Raw genomic sequence first — 17,762 nt, forward strand, 5'->3', positions numbered from 1 at the left:
TCGAGCGGCGGAATGACGGCTGGGTGTGGGAACTTCACTCCCGGTCGTCGACGGCGGGCAGCGTAAACGAGAACGTCGCGCCCTCGCCCGGTTCCGAGTCGACCCAGATATCGCCGCCGTGGCGCTCGACGATCCGCTGGCACAGCGCCAGCCCGATCCCGGTGCCGGGGTGTTCGTCCCGGCTGTGGAGTCGTTTGAACACGTTGAAGACGGCCTCCTGCTCGTCGGCGTCGATCCCGATCCCCTCGTCGGCGACCGAAATCAGCCACCGATCGCCGCGGCGTTCGGCGTCGACACGGACCCGCGGCGGCTCGTCGCCGCTGTACTCGAGCGCGTTCGAGAGCAGGTTCTGGAACACCTGGCGCAACTGGCTGGCGTCGCCCTCGACGCGGGGTAACGACTCGATCGCAATTTCGGCGTCGGTCTCCTCGATCTGGAGTTGCAGATCCTCGAGCACGTCTTCGAGGACCGGATCGAGGGCGATCGGTTCGAGCGGGGCGCCCTGCGTTTCGACCCGCGAGTACTCGAGCAGGCCGTCGATCATGTCGCGCATCCGCTCGGCGCCGTCGACCGCGAACTCGAGGAACTCCTCGCCGTCCTCGTCGAGCGTATCGGCGTAGCGGCTCTCGATGAGCTGGAGGTAGCTCGAGACCATCCGCAGGGGTTCCTGCAGGTCGTGGCTCGCCGCGTAGGCGAACTGCTCGAGCCGTTCGTTGGACTCCTCGAGTTGCGCGATCGTCTCCTCGAGTTGCCGCTGGGACTTCTTGCGCTCGGTGATGTCGTGGGCCATCGTCACGCCGGCGAAGACGTCGCCCCGGCTGTCGGTGATCGGGACCGCGTAGAGCACCCACTCCCGGCCGACGTACTTGAGTTCGACCGACTCCTGCTCGCCCTCGAGGGCCGCCAGGAGCGCCGGCTCGAGGTCGGCGGCGGTTTCCTCGGACCAGACGTCGTAGAAGTTCTCGCCCTCGAGATCGTCGGGATCAACGGGGATCTTGTCGAATCCCTGGCCCGCCGCCAGCGTGTACTCGAGGTCGTGGTCGAACAGCGTCACGATCCCGTTCGGGAAGTGTTCCGCGAGCGTGCGGTACCGCTGCTCGGACTCCTCGAGTTCTCGCTCGCGCTGGACGCGCTCGGTGACGTCGCGGAAGTACACCGAGATGCCGGTCGCGGAGGGGTAGAGGTTCGCCTCGACCCAGAAGTCCAGCGTGTCGTAGTAGAGTTCGTAGCTGGTCGGCGACTGGGTTTCCATGGCCGTGTGGAAGGCGTCCCAGACCTCGTCGAAATCCCTGAGATCGGGGAAGACGTCCCAGAGCCGTTCGCCCAGCAGTTCGTCCTCGGAGCGCTCGAGCAGTTCGGCGGCGCGATCGTTGACGTGCGTAAATCGGAACTCGTCGTCGACCGCGTAGAACGCGTCCGAGACTCGGCCGAGGATCTGCTGGAGTTCGCTCTCGAGTTCCTGCTCGCGCTCCCAGCGGTCCGTCATATCTCGGGTCACTTTCAGGAAGCCGCGGTGGGTCCCGTCGGCGTCCCGAACCGGCGTGATCGTCACGTTCGCCCAGAACCGCGAGCCGTCCTGACGGACGCGCCAGCCCTCGTCCTCGACGGAGCCGTTCTCGAGGGCGATCTCGAGGTTCTGGTCGGGGATACCGTCAGCGCGGTCCTCCTGGGTGTAGAACGTCGAGAAGTGCTCGCCGACGATCTCGTCGGCGTCGTAGCCCTTGATCTGTTTCGCGCCCTGGTTCCAGCTGATGACGGTGCCGTCGGCGTCCAGCCGGAAGATCGCGTACTCCTCGACGGCGTCGACCAGCGACTCGAACGCCTCCCGGCTCTCCCGGAGGTCGCTCTCCGATCGCTTCCGATCGGTGATGTCGGAGTAGAGTTCGATCCGGCCGCCGGCGTACTCTCCCGATTCGATCGGTTTACTCTGGTACTCGAGCCAGCGCGACTGGCCGTCGTCGCCGGTCGCGCGACACTCGTACCGATCGAGGTAGCTGCCCTCGTCGTAGGTCGAGGTGACGCTCCGGACGAACGGCTCCGGCGCCGCGAGGCGGTCCGCGATGGTGTCCTCGACCACCGTCCGACCGTCCCGGCCGACGACCGCGTCGCGGTCGAGGTCGAGAAACGCCGCGGCCGTGTCGTCGACCCAGGTGACGTCGAGCGCGTCGTCGAGGACGACGACGCCGGCGTTCGGCCCGTCGGGCGCCCGCACGGACTCGAGCGTCTGCAGCCGCTCTTTGGTCTCCGCGAGGTCTCGAGCGACGCCGATCGTCCCCTGCAGTTCGCCGTCGGCGATGAGCGGCGACACCCGCAGTTCGCAGGGAATTTCGTCGCCGTCGACGGTTCGGATTGCGAGTTCGAAGGTCGGCAACGCGACGGCGGCCTCTCCCTCGTCCCCGCCGGCGAGGGCGGCGGCCAGTTCGCGCTCGATGGCCTCGACGTCAGTGTCGTCGAGCAGGAGCGAGATGTGCTCGCCGAGCAGTTCGTCGCGCGAGTAGCCCGTCGTCTCGACGACCGCGTCGTTGACCGCGACGAAGCGGCCGGCCGCGTCGAGCTGATAGAGCCCGTCGTCGATCGTCTCGACGAGGGTCCGAAACCGCTGGAGCGCCACGTCGTCGTCGTCAGCACCTCCCCAAAATCCCGAATCCGTGGCGTCCGATTGGGTATGCATGTATTCCTAATGGGGACTGACGGGAATAAATCTCCTGCCGGTCGGCACGGATCGAACCGCGACTGCGCCCCGCGTTGTGCCGTCGCTCGCGGGCCATCACACCGCTTAACTTTCAGCCGGGGGAAGTGCCGGTAATGACCCTGCACGTGACGAACACGTTGACGGGCGAACGGGAGCCGTTCGAGCCACAGGACCCGGAGAACGTCTTGCTCTACTACTGTGGCCTGACGGTGTCCGACCCGCCCCACCTGGGCCACGCGCGGTCGTGGGTCCACGTCGACGTCATGCACCGCTGGCTCGAGTACCTCGGCTACGACGTGCGTCACGTCGAGAACTTCACCGACATCAACGAGAAGATCGTCGCCCGCGTCGGCGAGGACGACTTAGGCGAGAGCGAACCCGAGGTCGCCGAGAGCTACATCGAACACACCCTCGCGGACATGCGCTCGCTGAACCTCCTGCGGGCGGAGGTCTACCCCCGCGTCTCCGAGCACGTCCCCGAGATCATCGACCTCGTCGAGACCCTAGTCGAGAAGGGCTACGCCTACGAGTCCAACGGCTCGGTCTACTTCGACGTCACCGCGTTCGACGACTACGGCAAGCTCTCGAACCAGGAACTCGAGGAGATCGAGTCCCAGGGCGACCCCGACGAGCGCTCGGAGAAGCGCCACCCCGCGGACTTCGCGCTCTGGAAGGCCGGCGGCGTCGACGCCGACGCGGTCGCGGAGCACCGCCATGAGGGCGCCGCACCGGCCGAGGAGGCCTGCGAAACGTCTCAGACCTGGGAGTCGCCGTGGGGCGAGGGCCGCCCCGGCTGGCACATCGAGTGCTCAGTCATGAGCATGACCCACTTGGACGAGACGCTGGACCTCCACGTCGGCGGCCGCGATCTGGTCTTCCCGCACCACGAAAACGAGATCGCCCAGTCGGAGGCCGCGACCGACCGGCAGTTCGCCAAGTACTGGCTCCACTGCGAACTGTTCCAGATGGACGACGAGAAGATGTCCTCGAGCCTCGGCAACTTCGTCACCGTCGAAGACGCCGTCGACCAGTGGGGGACGAACGTCCTCCGGACCTTCCTGACGGCGGGATCGTACAACAGCAAGCAGCTGTACTCCGACGAGACGATCGCCGAGGCCGAGGAGCGCTGGGAACGGCTCGAGCGCGCCTACGAGACGGCCGTCGACGCCCTCGATTCGCCCGACGCGCGGACGAAAGTCGAGGACGAGGCGTTCCGCGCAGCCGTCGACGACGCCCGCGAGGCGTTCGTCGAGGCCATGAACGACGACTTCAACACGCGCGAGGCCCAGTCCGCGCTGCTGGAAATCGCGAGCGAGATCAACGCCCACGTCGACGACACCGACGAGTACGACTACCGCGGCCTCCGCGAAGCCGTCGACGCCCTCGAGGAGCTTGGCGACGTCCTCGGACTCTCCTTTACCGACGAGACGACCGGGTCGGCCGAACTCGCCGGCGACGTCGTCGACCTCGTGCTCGAGGTCCGCGAGCAGGAACGCGACGCGGGCAACTACGAGCGTGCGGACGAACTGCGCGACGAACTCGAGGCACTCGGCATCGAGGTGCAGGATACGGACGAGGGGCCGACGTACCGGCTGCCATCGGGCGAGTAAGTCGCACCTCGAGCGCGAGGTTCGACGTCACGCTGCTTTTCGACCGCGGCATCGCGCGACGGCGTTCGCGAAACGCGAGACCGACGGCAGAACGAGAACCGGACGAGGATCGAGCGGCGCGTTACAGCCCGAGCGCAGTCGCAATCGACAGGCCGCTCGCGAGCGCCCCGATCAGGTAGCCGCCGATCGCGCCGCCGTTGAGCAGCGGCAGGCCCGCGTGCGCACGCCCCTTGAGCACCATGTACATCAGCACGAGCAGCCCGGCGAGCGTCCCGACGAGCGCGCCCAGCGCCGCCCAGTTCAGTGCGATGAACGGCACCGAGATCGTTCCGGCCTCGAGGAAGAAGGCCGCGCTGGCGACGAGAATCGTGGGGATGACGGCGTCGCCGAGGCCGATGAACAGGGCGTCGCGGTCGATGTTTCGTTCGTCGTCGGCGTCGTTGGCTTCGCTCCCGCCGTCCTCGAGCGTCTCGGGGTTGCTATCGGGTTCGAGGTAGGAGTACGAGAGCGTCGTCGGCACGACGAGGACGACGGGGATCTTGAGGTCCATCACGCCCTCGGCCAGATCGAGCATGTGTTCGGTGCCGTAGACGCTGATGGCGTCGTAGACCGCCAGCACGGTCAGCAACAGCAGCGCCGGGAGGAGCCCGAAACTGATGCCGAACAGGGCGGCGGCGCCGGCCCCGATCAACACGCCGGCGCCGTCGATGACGTACCACTCCGGGTGGAGGTATAGCGCCGCGCCGACGCCGACGGCGGCCGCCGCGGCGAGGGCGTTCGTCGACCCGACCGTGACGACGGGCGGCACGAACTCGCTTAAGACGTACCACGCGAGCATGACGCTGACGGCGACGATCATCGCGCGGATGAGTCCTTGCAGGTCGTACTTGAACGCGGCCAGCATGAACCCGGTCGCGACGAGGATGATGCCGAAGTAGACGATACTGTTGGTCGGGTTCGCGGGGTCGTCGACGGCCTGCCGTTCGGACTCGTAGAACGGCTCGAGCAGCGCCAGCGCGCCGAGTTGGATGCCGAGAAAGAGCAGCACCGTCACGCCGACGGCCACGAGAACCCGTTTCCGGTCGTCGTTCATAGCGCGGCGTTTGGCCCCGGGTCCTATGGTGTTTTTGTTACACGGGCACGTGTCGAGGAACGACCGCGAACGCGTGCCACCGGCTGCTCCGGCCGACTACCGGGCGTAGAGCGTCGACCCGACCAGCGACGGCAGGTGGACGTCGTCGTCCGGCGTCACCGCCAAGTAGGGGCGACCGACCGGCCCGAAGACGTCGACGACCCGGCCGACCTCCTCGAGGTTGTCGTCGAGAACGGCGGTGCCGATCTCGTCGCGGTGGGCATCAGAGTCGGCGTCGTCGCCGCCAGCGTCGTCCGCCCGCAGCACGGCCAACCCCTGTGCGGTGCGGACGACCGATCCGATCCGGCGCATCTCACTCGCGCATCGCGACGACGTACGCCGCGACGGCCTGGATGAGGTCGTTCTTCGTCGAGTCGTCGGCGCCGCGGACGACGACTCGGCCGCGCTGGGCCCACGGCTCTCGAGAGTAGGCTTTGTCCCGCTCGATCGTCGCGTCGTACCCGATCTGCTGGACCGCTTTGGCGATCTCGTCGACCGTCGGCTCCTCGACTGCCAGGTCCTGCGAGACGCGCCGCCCTTCGGATCGCGACAGCGTCGCGTCGAGGTAGGCGGGCCAGATGACGTTCTCGACCATACGTTCGTCTGCGTAGGCCGTGGTGTAAACCCTTTTCAAAAGACTCGGCTGTAGCGACTCGATCGAAACGGGGATCTGAGCCGTATGCGTTACTGTCGACGGGCCAGCAGCACCGCGACGGCGAGCGCGCCGACGATCGCGACGGGCGCGCCGAAGCCGGGGATCGAGTCGCCGCTCGAGCCCTCGTCTTCCGCGTCGTCAGCGGACCCGTCGCCCGATTCTTCGTTGGAAGCGTCGTCCGACTCGTCGGCGGAACCGTCGTTCGATCCGTTATCGGCCGTCTCGTTGTCGTCGGTGGAGACGTCGGTATCGATCTCGAGGTCGGATTCGGCTTCCTCGTAGGCGTCGGGGTGGACCTCGCTGGCGATCTCCTCGATCGCGAGGACGACGCGCGGGCCGGGCTGGCTCATGTAGTTGTCGTTGACCGCAACGAACTGCTCGTTCTCGTAGGCGGTCGTCGACGTCGCGGCCTCACGAACCGGCGGTTCCTCGGCGGAATCGCCGTACACGATCCACTCGGGGTCTTCCTCGACGACAACCTCCTCGCTGATGGTCGCCCAGCCCTCGATGCCGGCGTCCGCGCCGAGGTTGTCGACGCCGGCGGTCGTCAGGATCTCGTCTTGGAAAGTGCCGTTACCGGCGGTGTAGCCGTCGCCCATCGCGTAGTAGGCGAGCGGTCGATCCTCGTCCGGAACCGCCTCGTCGACGACCGAGAGCCGCTCGTCCATCCACTCGAGGGTATCCGCGGCGCCCTCACACTCGCCGACGAGCTCGCCGGTGAGCCGGACGTTCTCGGCGACGCCGTCAAGCGATTCGCTGGTCGGGAAGACGTAGACCGTCAGCCCGGCCTCGCGGAGCGTGTCGATCACGTCGTCGCCCTCGAGGGCGTTGGCCGCGAGGACGACGTCGGGCTCGCGGTCGATAACCTCCTCCGCGACGGGGGTGACGCCGTCGTCTTCGGTGATGTCGAGGTCGGCGCTCGCATTGAGGTAGTCGGTGTACGGACTGACCGGCATGCCGACGACCTTGTCCTCGGCGCCGATCTCGTACAGCGTCTGCGCGTCGCTGGGCTGGAGCGCCACGACCGACTCGGGCTCCTCCTCGATCGTGATCTCCTCGCCCGTCGCGTCCTCGAGTGTCAGCGGATACTCACAGGTCGGGTCCGCCTGCGTTTGTGCTAGCTGTGCTGCCTGTGCCGTCTCCGCCGTCGACTCGCCGGCGGTCGCCGACGGGCTCCCGACGACGCCGGCGGGAACCGCGCCGGCGAGAAGAACGGTCGCGGTAATCAGCAGGATCAGTAGTCGTCGCATCGTCGGTACTTCCACTCGAGCCCAACAAATACTTGACTACTGCAAGCGAGGTTGCGATCGTGCCGCAGCCGGGCCGAATTATCTCGTGGACGGTCGCGCTCGCAGCGCTGCTCGTCGTCGTCGTCGTCGGCAGCGCCATGTTCGGTCCGGTCCGGATCGACGCGCCGACGGTCGCTCGAGCGATTTTGAATCGGGCCGGCGCCGGCCCGTACGAGGTCTCCGCGGCCCACCAGGCGATCGTCGTCGACGTGCGACTCCCGCGGATCGCGCTGGCCGCCGTCGTCGGCTTCGCGCTCGCGGCCGCGGGGACGGTCATGCAGGGCTTCTTTCGAAATCCGCTCGCCGATCCGTCGATCATCGGCGTCTCCTCTGGCGCGGCGGCCGGCGCGGTCGCCGCGATCGCGTTTCCGGCGCTCGTGCCGTTCGGCAGCCTCCACCTCGCGGCGTTCGTCGGCGCGCTGGCGACGGCGTTTCTCGTCTACGCGATCGCGACCGACGGCGGGCGGACGCCGGTCGCAACCTTGCTGCTCGCGGGCGTCGCCGTGCAGGCCTTTCTCGGCGCGGTGATCTCCTACATGCTCGTCCACAGCGGCGACAGCCTCCGCGAGGCCGTCGTCTGGCTGATGGGCCACCTCCACAACAGCACCTGGGGCGACGTTCGCTTCGCCCTCCCGTTCGCGGTCGTCGGCGTGCTCGCGCTCTGTGCGTTCGCCCGCGACCTGAACGTCCTCCTGCTCGGCGAGGAGGACGCCCACCACCTCGGGGTCGACGTCGAGCGGACCAAACTGCTCCTGCTCGCGTTGGCCAGCGTCGTCACCGCCGCCGGCGTCGCCGTCGCGGGCGTCATCGGCTTCGTCGGCCTCGTCGTCCCCCACATCATGCGGCTGCTCGTCGGCCCCGACCACCGCATCCTGCTGCCGACCAGCGCGCTCGCCGGCGCCTCCTTCCTCGTCGCGACCGACACGCTCGCTCGAGCGGGGCCGGCCGAAGTGCCGGTCGGGATCGTGACGGCCGCGCTGGGGGCGCCCTTCTTCCTCTTCCTGCTCGTTCGACGGGAGGTGCACTCGGTATGAACAGAACTGATCCGGACGCCGAGCGAGAACTGTCCCCGCTCAAACCGGCAACCGTTGTCGTCGAGAACGTCAGCCACGCGTTCGGCGACCTCCAGGTCCTCGAGGACGTCTCGCTGACCGTCGATCCCGGCGAGTTCGTCGGTCTCGTCGGCCCGAACGGGGCCGGGAAAACGACCCTCCTGCGGACCATCAGCGGCGCGCTCGAGCCCGATTCGGGGACCGTCGAAATCGACGGTACGGACGTTCACGACGTTTCCTCGCGGGCCTCGAGCCGCCTCGTCGCGGTCGTCCCGCAGGACACGACGCTGTCGTTTTCCTTCGACGTGCGCGACGTCGTCGAGATGGGCCGGCACCCCCACCGCTCGCGGTTTGTGCCGCCGCGGCCCGAGGATCAAGCGGTCGTCGAGCGAGCCCTCGAACGCACCCGGACGAGCGAGTTCGCGGACCGGCCGATCGACGAGGTCAGCGGCGGCCAGCGCCAGCGGGTGGTCCTCGCCCGCGCGATCGCGCAGGCGACGCCGGCGCTGTTGCTCGACGAGCCGACGGCGAGCCTCGACGTCAACCACCAGGTCGAGACGCTCGAGTTGGTCCGCGAACTGGTCTCGGAGGGTCGGACGGCGGTGGCGGCGATCCACGACCTTGATCTCGCCGCGCGGTACTGCGATCGGCTCGTTCTGCTGTCAGAGGGCACGATAGCCCGCGAGGGGGCGCCGTCGGAGGTGCTGACGAGCGACGCGCTCGCGGACGCGTTCGACGCGACCGCGGTGGTAACGGAGAATCCGATCACCGCGACGCCGACCGTCACGACGGTCGCCGACCGCGACGGCGGTCACCGATCGCTCCCGGAACGCGTGCACGTTCTGGGTACCGGCACGGCGGCGACGGGCGTTCTGGCCCGTCTCGAGGCCGCGGGAATCGACGCCAGCGTCGGCCCCATTCCGAGCGGCGGCGCGGTCGCCGAAACCGCGCGTCGTCTCGGCGCCGACCCGCTCGTCACCGAACCGTTCTCGGCGCTGTCGGCGGACGACCGGGACGACCTCGAGCGCGCCGTCGACGCGAGCGAGGTGACGGTACTTGCGGATCTGTCGATCGGAACCGGAAATCGAGCCGTTCTCGAAGTACTCGAGGGCTGCGAGCGGCTCGTCGCCGTCGAGACGACGCCCGTTTCAGAGCGCCATTTCGTCGATCCGGCGGCCCTTGAGCGGTACGAATCGTGCCGCGAGCGCGCGGCGGCGGCGACGGTTCGGAGGGTGATCGACGCCGTCGAATCGGTTACCGATCGGGACGCCGAAGCGCCGCCATCGTCCGAAATCAGGTGAGAATCGGCGGACAGCGTCGGCGGTCGGTACGCCGGCTCGAGCCGATTTGTTAGGGTCGCTTAAAATCAGTAAACTTTTACAATTTTAGGCCAGCCTAATCCGCATGGCAGTTGACGCCACATGTAATCGGTTCGCGACACGAGGCTCGAGCAAGACGCGAGAGCAGCCGATCGGTCGACCGACGCGAGCGGTGGCGCGCATCGGCGGAGGGAACCGAAGATGAGCGATAACGAGCGGCTCCGAAACGGCGCACCGACGCGGCGGGACTACGTCAAGTACGGCGGAGTGATCGTCGGCGGCGGGCTGCTCGCCGGGTGTACGGACGACGAGTCGGGCGCACCGTCTGCGGCCGACGATGCGGCGGACTCTGAAATGAACTCGACGACGGATACGTCGTCCGAATCGGCCGAAGAGAGCGGGTACTCGGTGAGCATGGAACCCGCCGGGAAGGTCCGCTTCGACTCCGTGCCCGAGACGTGGATGGGCTACTTCAGCACCTACGGAGACATGGGGATCGCGCTCGGACAGCTCGACGGACTCCGAGCGCTGGTGTATCGAGACAGTTGGCCGACGGCGCTGTACGACACGATCCCCGGCGTCGACGTGTCGTTCGACGAGGTGGAACAACTCCATGGCGGGGGCAGCTTCGATCAGGAGGTGTTCTACGAACTCGACTGCGACGTCCACCTCCTCGATCCGAACTTCGTCAGCCTGAAACACGACTCGGTTTCCGAGGAAGATTTCGAGGAAATCGCGGACGACGTTGGTCCGGTCGTCGGAAACTACATTCGCCGCCACGGCGAGGAGTGGCACGACTATCCGTACTACTCGCTGTACGACGCGTTCGAGAAGATCGCCAAACTGTTCCAGGAACGGGACCGCTACGAGATCATCAAGTCGGTTCACGACGAGTTCATCGCCGAACTGCAATCGCAACTTCCGCCGCGCGAAGAACGACCGGAGATCGGACTCCTCTCGACGTTTTCCGATTTCGAGGAAGGATCGTTCCACGCCTACCCGATCGGCGACGGCAACGGGAAGAAACAGTACCGGGACCTCGGAATCGTCGACGCGTTCGAACCGCACATTGACGGAAGCTACGCAAACTGGGATTACGAGCAACTGCTGGAAGCGGATCCGGACGTCCTGGTGTTCGCCTACGGACTCTCGGACGTCACGGCCGAGGAGTTCGAAGAACGGATGGAGAAACTCCGCTCCCATTCGGTCGGTCGGCGGCTCGCCGCCGTGAAAAACGACCGGCTGTACCGGGGCGGGACGTCCTATCAGGGGCCGGTGATCAACCTGCTACAGACGGAGGCCGCGGCGAAGCAGTTCTACCCCGACCGGTTCGGGCCGTGGAACGGCATCGAGACGCTGCTGGACGAGGACGCGCAGTTGTTCGACCACCAACGGATCGCGGACGTCATCAACGGCACGTTCTAGCGGCGAGACGAACGACGGCCTGCAACTGAACGGTTTTTTACCCTTCCGTCTCCCAGTCACGGACAATGACCGAGACCGAGTACGACTACGACGAGCTCGGACTCGTCGCCGGGCTGGAAATCCACCAGCAACTCGACACGGCGACGAAGCTGTTCTGCCAGTGTCCGACCGAGCTTCGCGAACCCGAGGAAGCCGAGCGCACGTTCACGCGCTACCTCCACCCCACCCGCAGCGAACTCGGCGAGATCGACGAGGCTGCCTTAGAGGAGAGCAAGGTCGAGCGCGAGTTCGAGTACCTCGCGTACGACACGACCTGCCTCGTCGAGGAGGACGACGAGCCGCCCCACGAACTCGACGACGAGGCCCTCGACACCGTCCTCGAGATCGCCCAGCTGATGGACATGAGCCCAGTCGACCAGGCCCACGTCATGCGCAAGATCGTCGTCGACGGCTCGAACACGACCGGGTTCCAGCGCTCGACGCTGATGGCGACGGACGGCGAGATCGAAACCAGCGACGGCGCGGTCGGCATCGAGGACCTCATGCTCGAGGAGGAGAGCGCCCAGCGCGTCGCGGAGACCGACGCGGGCGTGCGCTACAGCCTCGACCGGCTCGGCATCCCGCTGGTCGAGATCGGCACCAGTCCGGACATCTCGACGCCCGAGCAGGCGCTGGAGGCGGCCGAGCGGATCGGCATGCTGCTGCGCTCGACGGGCAAAGTCAAGCGCGGCCTGGGGACGATCCGCCAGGACGTCAACGTCTCGATCGCGGAGGGCGCCCGCGTCGAGATCAAGGGCGTCCAGAGCCTCGACGACATCGACGACATCGTCCGCAACGAGGTCGGCCGGCAGGTTGCGCTCGTCGAGATCGCGAATGAACTGATCGATCGCGACGCGGAGGTCGGCGAACCCGAGGACGTAACCGACGTGTTCGAGGACACCGACAGCGGCGTCATCCGGGGCGCGCTGAACGCCGGCGGCTCCGTGATGGGCGTCCCGCTGTACGGCTTCGACGGGCTCGTCGGCCGCGAGATCGCACCCGACCGCCGCCTCGGCACCGAGTTCTCCGACCACGCCAAGCGCCACGGCGCGGGCGGCATCTTCCACACCGACGAACTGCCCGCCTACGGCGTCACCGAGGAGGAAGTCGAGGCGCTGCGAGAGGCGGTCGGCGCCGGCCCCGAGGACGCCGTCGCCATCGTCGCCGACGAAACCGACGTCGCCGAGAGCGCCATCGAGGCCGTCGTCGAGCGCGCCGAAACCGCCCTCGAGGGCGTCCCCGAGGAGACCCGCGGCGCGAACGACGACGGGACGACCCGCTACCTGCGCCCGCTCCCCGGCGCGGCGCGGATGTACCCCGAGACGGACGTGCCGCCGGTCGAGCCGGACCCGAGCGAGGTGCCCGAGCCCGAACTGCTGACCGAGAAGGTCGAGCGCTACCAAGAGGAATACGATCTGGACGCCGGCCTCGCAGAGCAGGTCGCCTACGGCGAGTACATGCCGCTGTTCGAGGACGTCGTCAGCGACGGCGTCGATCCGACGCTGGCCGCGACCACCCTCGAGTCAACGCTGACCGAACTGCGCCGCGACGACGTGCCTGTTGAGAACCTCACCGACGAGCACCTGACGGGCGTTCTCGAGATGGTCGAGGACGGCGACCTGCCCAACGAGGGCGTGGGCGACCTCCTGACGGCGCTGGCCGAGGAGCCGGATCGGACCCCTGAGGAGGCCGCCGAAGAAGAAGGACTCGGCGGCGCCGACGAGGAGGAGGTTCGCGAGGCAATCGTCGAGGTCGTCGAGCGCAACGAAGCCCAGGTCGAGGAGGAGGGTATGCAGGCCTTCTCCGGGCTCATGGGCGAGTGCATGGGCGCGCTCCGCGGGAAGGCCGACGGCGACCTCGTGAGCCAACTGCTGCGCGAGGAGATTCAGAAGCGGGCCTGATTCCGGATCGGCGATTCGGTAGCGGGATACGCGGTCCTGTACTCGGAAGACGCGTGTCGTTCGGGTTCGCGCTATTCAATGACCGGTGAGAACGTAATCGAGTCCGCCTCGATGTCGACGAACAGTCCGCTCGCATCGCTCTCGCCGTCGGACCACTCGTACGTCTCCGGTGGGCCGTCGTCGACGCTGATCTGAACCTCGACTCGAGCACCGCTCACGACCTCGTCGTACGCCTCGGACTCGTCTTCGTCGAGCGACAGCGTGTCCTCGAGCAGTCGCGCGCCGTCGGACAGTCGCGTCACGCGAAGGGTCGCAGTCGCCGTCTGCGACCGTTCGTTCGAGACGGTGATGTCCGTCGCCCCGTCGGAGTTCACGCTCAGACAACCGGCCGTCCCGACCACCGCGACCGAAAGGCCGCCGAGGAACGTCCGTCGATCGATTGTCACTATCGAAGCGGTTTGTATTTGCAGTGAAGTGTCTTCTGGAACTCTCAGCCGGACCGTCAGTCGTCGACCAACTCCTCGAGCAGCGTCTCCAACTCGTAGCTCTGGAGCGCGTCCCGCTCCTCGATCGCCGAGATAACGAACGTCGAATCGGTGCGCTCGACGCCCTCGATCTGCTCGAACTCCGCGATCAGGCGCTCGACCATCTCGCTGCCGCTCAGCCGGGCGACGACGATGAAGTCCGTCTCGCCCATCGTGAAGTAGACGTTCGTGACCCCCTCGACGGTCAGCAAGCGGTCCGCGAACTCCTCGTAGGAACCCTGGTAGTCGGCGTGGACCTGGACCAAGACGGTGACGCCGAGGCCCAACTCCTCGAGGTCGATGTCGTACCGGTCGTTCTCGATGACGCCCTCCTCGCGGAGGTTGTTGAGCCGGTAGTGGATCGTCGAGACCGGAATGCCGGTCTCCTCGTGGAGTTGCTCTGGACTGCCGGTCTCGAGTTCGGAGATCGCCTTCAGCAGCCGGATGTCGCGCTCGTCCATAGCGGACGTTTTGCGGCCGCGAACGTGTGTCTTTCGCTCGATATGATTGGAGTTATCTCTAACTAGTTGCCCGTAATCCAGCAGCTGTTCGGATTATATCCATATGTATGATTCATAATTCGAGAAATGTCGAACTTTGGCAGAAGCTTCTAAATAGGGGAAGGCTTTTCGAATGGAGTATGACTCTACTCGGATCAGTGCCAGACGGGTACCGCGAAGCGGTGCTCTTTTCGATACTGGCGCTCTGTTGGGGAAGTTCGTTCGTGGCGATCGAAATCGGCCTCGAGTACGTGCCGCCGCTGCTGTTCGCGGGCTTTCGGTACGCGATCGCCGGCGCGATCGTGCTCGGCTACGCGGCGGTCGCGACCGACCAGGTTCGGCCGGAGACGCACACGGAGTGGCTCGCGGCCGGCGTCGCGGGCGTCTTCGTTATCGCGCTCTACCACGGTCTGCTGTACCTCGGGGAGCTGTACGTCCCCGGCGCGGTCGCGGCGACCGTCGTCAGCACGGCGCCGATTCTCACCGCGGCGTTCGCCGGCGTCATCCTGCCGGAGGAGCGACTCGCGCCCGCCGGCGTCGTCGGCTTCGTGCTCGGCCTGGTCGGCGTGATCGCGGTCGTCCAGCCCACGTCGGCGGCCTTTACCAGCGAAGTGACCCTCGGCGTCGCGCTCGTGTTCGGCTCGGCGATCGCCTTCGCCCTCGGGAGCGTCCTCACGCGGCCGTTCAAGTCGGACCTGCCGATCGAGACGCTCCAGGCGTGGGCGATGCTGATCGGGGCCGGCGTCCTGCTCGCGTGGGCGGCCGTCCGCGGGGAGTCGGTGTCGTCGATCGCGTACACGACGGAGACGTTCCTCTCCTTCGGCTACCTGACGCTCGTCTCCGGCGTGTTCGCTTTCTTCCTCTACTTCGAGCTGCTCGAGCGCAGCGGCGCCACGCAGGTCATCCTCGTCAGCTACGCCGAGCCGGTGGTCGCGATGGGGGCGAGCTGGGTCGTCGTGGGCTACGTCGTCGACTCGCTGACGATCGTCGGCCTGCTGACGATCCTCGCCGGCTTCGTCATCATCAAGCGTCGGGCGCTGTACGAGCTCGTACGATCGACCGGAATCGGCCGGCCGACGCCGTTCGCGACCGACTCGCGGGCTGCGGACGGCTGCTCGAGCGCGCGCACGCGCACCGACGGCGGCGTGGAGTTCGACTCGAGCGACGACTAGAGCAAAACGGAGACGGACCGTTTTTCACCTGCACGCGAACAGCAACGGTATGAATCGCGTTCGGATCTGGACGCTCGGCATCTTCCTGTTCGTCTTCGGCGACGCGGTCGCCATGCAGGCGCGCGGCCCGATCCTCGCGGAACTCGGCGGCGAATTCGGCGTCACGGAGGCCGCGCTGGGGCTGGTCGCGCCGGCGGGGACCGCGGGGTTCGTCCTCGCGGTCGTCGCGACGGGGCTGCTCGCCGGTCGGCTCCCGATCCGCCGGACGGTGGCGATCGGTGCGGTCGGCGTCGTCGTCGCGCTCGCGGCGATGGCGGCGGCGCCGATCTACCTCGTCTTCCTCGGCGCCCTCCTGGTTCAGGGCGGCGCCGCCGGGGTCTTCCGCGGCCTCGACCGGGCGGTTCTGAGCCACCTCCACGCGGCGCGTCGCGGTCGCGTCTACGCGGCCTACGCGTTCGTCTGGGCCGTCGGCGCGGTGCTGGGCCCGCAACTCGTCAGCGCCGTGTTGACCGTCGCCGACTGGCGGGCCGTGTTCGTCGTCATCGCCTGCTTCTTCGTGCCGACCATCCTCGTCGCGGGCCGAACCGAACTCCCCGCGGTCGACGCCGAGCGATCGCTCTCTCGAGCCGCGCTCGGCGAACTGCTCCGACGGCGGTCGGTCGTCGCCGCCTGCCTCGGGATGCTGCTCGTCGGCGCCGTCGAGGGGATTCTCTTCACGTGGCTCGCCTACTACGCCGGCACGTTCTACCCGACGGCGACGGCGAACCTGCTGCTGTCGGCGTACCTGCTCGCGTACATTCCCGCGCGGCTCGGGTACACGTTCGTGATCGATCGCGTCCCCGCGCTCGCGCTGTTGCTCGTTGCGACGCTGCCGACGATTCCGGCGCTCGCCGTCGCGTTTTCGGGGACGACCGGTCCCGTCCTCTTTCTCGCCGTCTTCGTCGCCGGCGCGGGACTCTCGAGCGTGTTTCCGACGCTGTCGGCCTACGCCGTCGAAGCGGCGCCCGAGTACAGCGGCCCGCTGACCGCGCTGACGACCGGCGCGACGTACGCCGGCATCGCGATCGCCCCGGCGATCGTCGGCGTGCTCGCCGAGTTCGCGGGGATCGGCCGCGCGCTCTGGCTAACCGTCGCGCTGGCGGTCGCCCTCTTCGCGACCATCGCGGGGACGTGGCTCTGGACGGGTACGCCGAGCGCGCCGTCGTCCGACACGGCCTCGAGTTGAAGCGAAAGAAACCGAGAAGAACTGAACGGCTCAGTTATTCGCTGTCGACCAGATCGCCCGCGTACTCGGCGTCGACCACGGCGGTCGTCCCGTCCTGCACCACCGCAACGGCGACCGAATCGGCGTCCGTTCCAAGCGACGACGACTCGAGGCGCTCGCGGTCGAGCCGCTCGGCGTCTGCGTAGGTCGCGACGGCGCGTGCGCTGGCGTCGTTGCCCTCGCCGTTGCCGACCGAGAGGTGCTGGTGGAGGCCGTTCGCGCCCGCGAACGCGTCGAAGGCGAACGTGAGCTGGTCGGCGTCGTCGGCCGCGCTCTCGAGCGTTTCGGCCGCGAACTCATCGTCCGCGGTGGAGAGGCCGAGCGCGATCCCGTCGTTCTCGCCGGCGCGGAGGAGGGCATCGAATCCGTCGTCGACCGCGTGTTTCGGCTCGCGCTCGCCGGCGGCCGTCGCGACGGTTCGCTTGACTGCGGTGACCGGATCGAAATCCGAGTCGCTCCCGCTAGGCGCGGAGAAGGCGAAGACCTCGTCCGTGACGCCGACGACCTCGCCGGTTTCGGGGTCCGCGTAGGTCGCGTACTCGCTCGCGACGGTTTCGGGTTCGTAGGCATCTACACTCTCGAGGTCTGCGGTGAGACCGTCGAAGTCGTACGCGCCGACGAACGCGTAGACGCCGTCGGCGAAGACGAACGTTTCCTGCGTGCCGTCCGCTTGCTCGGTTTCGCTGTTCGCCCGATACGCCTCGAGGCTGGGCGAGTTCCCGAGCAGTCCGATGGCGTGCGAGCAGTACAGCGCGACGAGGATCGGATTGCCGAGCAGCGGATCGCTCGGCTCGTCGCCGGCCTCGGCGTCGGACCCCTCGAGCAGCGACGCCATCGTCTCGACGTCGATCGCGCCGTAGAAGTAGCCGGTGCCGTCCGTCTCGGGGAGGACGGTGGCGTACGACGGGAGTTCCGTCCCGAGCGAGACGTCGGCGTCGTCGGTCGATTGGTCGTCTTCGGTTCCGTCGTCGGGTCCGTCCGTGCCGTCGCCGTTTCCGGAATCGGCGTCGTCGGTAGTTTCCGAACAGCCGGCGAGGGCGAGCATTCCGGAGCCGACGAGCGACAGCGCGGTTCGCCGATCGAACGTAGTCATGCGGTAGGAGTCGCCGCTAGACCCACATTATTGTACTGGCCTTTCGGACGAAAATATGTCAACGCGGTCACAGGCGGTCGGAAATCCGTCGACGG

15 protein-coding genes are annotated in these 17,762 nt (G+C 67.4%); 7 read left to right on the forward strand and 8 right to left on the reverse strand.

Features of this window, described 5'->3' with window-relative positions:
• Positions 1-34: 34 nt before the first annotated feature.
• Positions 35-2,671 (reverse strand): PAS domain S-box protein, encoded by a 2,637-nt coding sequence (locus HALXA_RS13010; RefSeq protein WP_013880843.1) that lies wholly within the window; start codon positions 2,669-2,671, stop codon positions 35-37.
• A 134-nt stretch (positions 2,672-2,805) separates the two neighbouring features.
• On the opposite strand from HALXA_RS13010, the gene cysS reads away from it, so the two are divergent.
• Positions 2,806-4,302 carry a cysteine--tRNA ligase gene (gene cysS, locus HALXA_RS13015; RefSeq protein WP_013880844.1) on the forward strand — a complete coding sequence of 499 codons (1,497 nt, stop codon included), beginning with the start codon at positions 2,806-2,808 and terminating at the stop codon, positions 4,300-4,302.
• A gap of 121 nt (positions 4,303-4,423) precedes the next feature.
• On the opposite strand, the gene HALXA_RS13020 is transcribed toward cysS, so the two are convergent.
• The 4 genes from HALXA_RS13020 to HALXA_RS13035 all read right to left on the reverse strand — a co-directional run bounded on the left by HALXA_RS13020 (position 4,424) and on the right by HALXA_RS13035 (position 7,339).
• A complete protein-coding gene (locus HALXA_RS13020) occupies positions 4,424-5,395 on the reverse strand; it encodes a presenilin family intramembrane aspartyl protease PSH (protein WP_013880845.1) in 972 nt (323 codons plus the stop codon).
• A gap of 96 nt (positions 5,396-5,491) precedes the next feature.
• Positions 5,492-5,746: an H/ACA ribonucleoprotein complex subunit GAR1 gene (locus tag HALXA_RS13025; protein ID WP_013880846.1), complete on the reverse strand. Its 255-nt coding sequence runs from the start codon at positions 5,744-5,746 to the stop codon at positions 5,492-5,494.
• A 1-nt stretch (position 5,747) separates the two neighbouring features.
• The gene (srp19, locus tag HALXA_RS13030; RefSeq protein WP_013880847.1) at positions 5,748-6,029 is read right to left on the reverse strand and encodes a signal recognition particle subunit SRP19; all 282 of its coding nucleotides are present in this window, start codon (positions 6,027-6,029) and stop codon (positions 5,748-5,750) included.
• An 89-nt stretch (positions 6,030-6,118) separates the two neighbouring features.
• Positions 6,119-7,339 (reverse strand): PGF-CTERM-anchored ABC transporter substrate-binding protein, encoded by a 1,221-nt coding sequence (locus HALXA_RS13035; RefSeq protein ID WP_013880848.1) that lies wholly within the window; start codon positions 7,337-7,339, stop codon positions 6,119-6,121.
• A 59-nt stretch (positions 7,340-7,398) separates the two neighbouring features.
• Here HALXA_RS13035 and btuC point away from each other — a divergent pair, with 59 nt between their 5' ends.
• The 4 genes from btuC to gatE all read left to right on the forward strand — a co-directional run bounded on the left by btuC (position 7,399) and on the right by gatE (position 13,114).
• Positions 7,399-8,412, forward strand: coding sequence for a vitamin B12 ABC transporter permease BtuC (btuC, locus tag HALXA_RS13040; RefSeq protein ID WP_013880849.1), 1,014 nt, complete (start codon positions 7,399-7,401; stop codon positions 8,410-8,412).
• The gene (locus HALXA_RS13045) at positions 8,409-9,731 is read left to right on the forward strand and encodes a heme ABC transporter ATP-binding protein (protein WP_013880850.1); all 1,323 of its coding nucleotides are present in this window, start codon (positions 8,409-8,411) and stop codon (positions 9,729-9,731) included. The genes btuC and HALXA_RS13045 overlap by 4 nt, the downstream gene beginning before the upstream one ends.
• A 219-nt stretch (positions 9,732-9,950) precedes the next feature.
• A complete protein-coding gene (locus tag HALXA_RS13050) occupies positions 9,951-11,174 on the forward strand; it encodes an ABC transporter substrate-binding protein (RefSeq protein ID WP_013880851.1) in 1,224 nt (407 codons plus the stop codon).
• Positions 11,175-11,239: 65 nt separating this feature from the next.
• On the forward strand, positions 11,240-13,114 hold the full coding sequence (gene gatE, locus HALXA_RS13055) for a Glu-tRNA(Gln) amidotransferase subunit GatE (RefSeq protein WP_013880852.1): 1,875 nt from the start codon (positions 11,240-11,242) through the stop codon (positions 13,112-13,114).
• Between the two features lie 71 nt (positions 13,115-13,185).
• On the opposite strand, the gene HALXA_RS13060 is transcribed toward gatE, so the two are convergent.
• Both HALXA_RS13060 and HALXA_RS13065 read right to left on the reverse strand, forming a co-directional pair.
• Positions 13,186-13,560: a hypothetical protein gene (locus tag HALXA_RS13060; RefSeq protein WP_013880853.1), complete on the reverse strand. Its 375-nt coding sequence runs from the start codon at positions 13,558-13,560 to the stop codon at positions 13,186-13,188.
• A 56-nt stretch (positions 13,561-13,616) separates the two neighbouring features.
• On the reverse strand, positions 13,617-14,099 hold the full coding sequence (locus HALXA_RS13065) for an Lrp/AsnC family transcriptional regulator (RefSeq protein WP_013880854.1): 483 nt from the start codon (positions 14,097-14,099) through the stop codon (positions 13,617-13,619).
• A 179-nt stretch (positions 14,100-14,278) separates the two neighbouring features.
• Between HALXA_RS13065 and HALXA_RS13070 the strand changes: the two genes are divergently transcribed.
• Together HALXA_RS13070 and HALXA_RS13075 are read left to right on the forward strand one after the other, a co-directional pair.
• Positions 14,279-15,310, forward strand: coding sequence for a DMT family transporter (locus HALXA_RS13070; protein ID WP_013880855.1), 1,032 nt, complete (start codon positions 14,279-14,281; stop codon positions 15,308-15,310).
• A gap of 49 nt (positions 15,311-15,359) precedes the next feature.
• Complete coding sequence (locus HALXA_RS13075; RefSeq protein WP_013880856.1) at positions 15,360-16,535, forward strand: MFS transporter; 1,176 nt, start codon at positions 15,360-15,362, stop codon at positions 16,533-16,535.
• Between the two features lie 34 nt (positions 16,536-16,569).
• Here the strand turns inward: HALXA_RS13075 and HALXA_RS13080 are convergent, their stop codons facing one another.
• Positions 16,570-17,667, reverse strand: coding sequence for a hypothetical protein (locus HALXA_RS13080; RefSeq protein WP_013880857.1), 1,098 nt, complete (start codon positions 17,665-17,667; stop codon positions 16,570-16,572).
• Positions 17,668-17,762: the final 95 nt, after the last annotated feature.

Source organism: Halopiger xanaduensis SH-6 (genome assembly GCF_000217715.1).
Taxonomy (GTDB): Archaea; Halobacteriota; Halobacteria; order Halobacteriales; family Natrialbaceae; genus Halopiger; species Halopiger xanaduensis.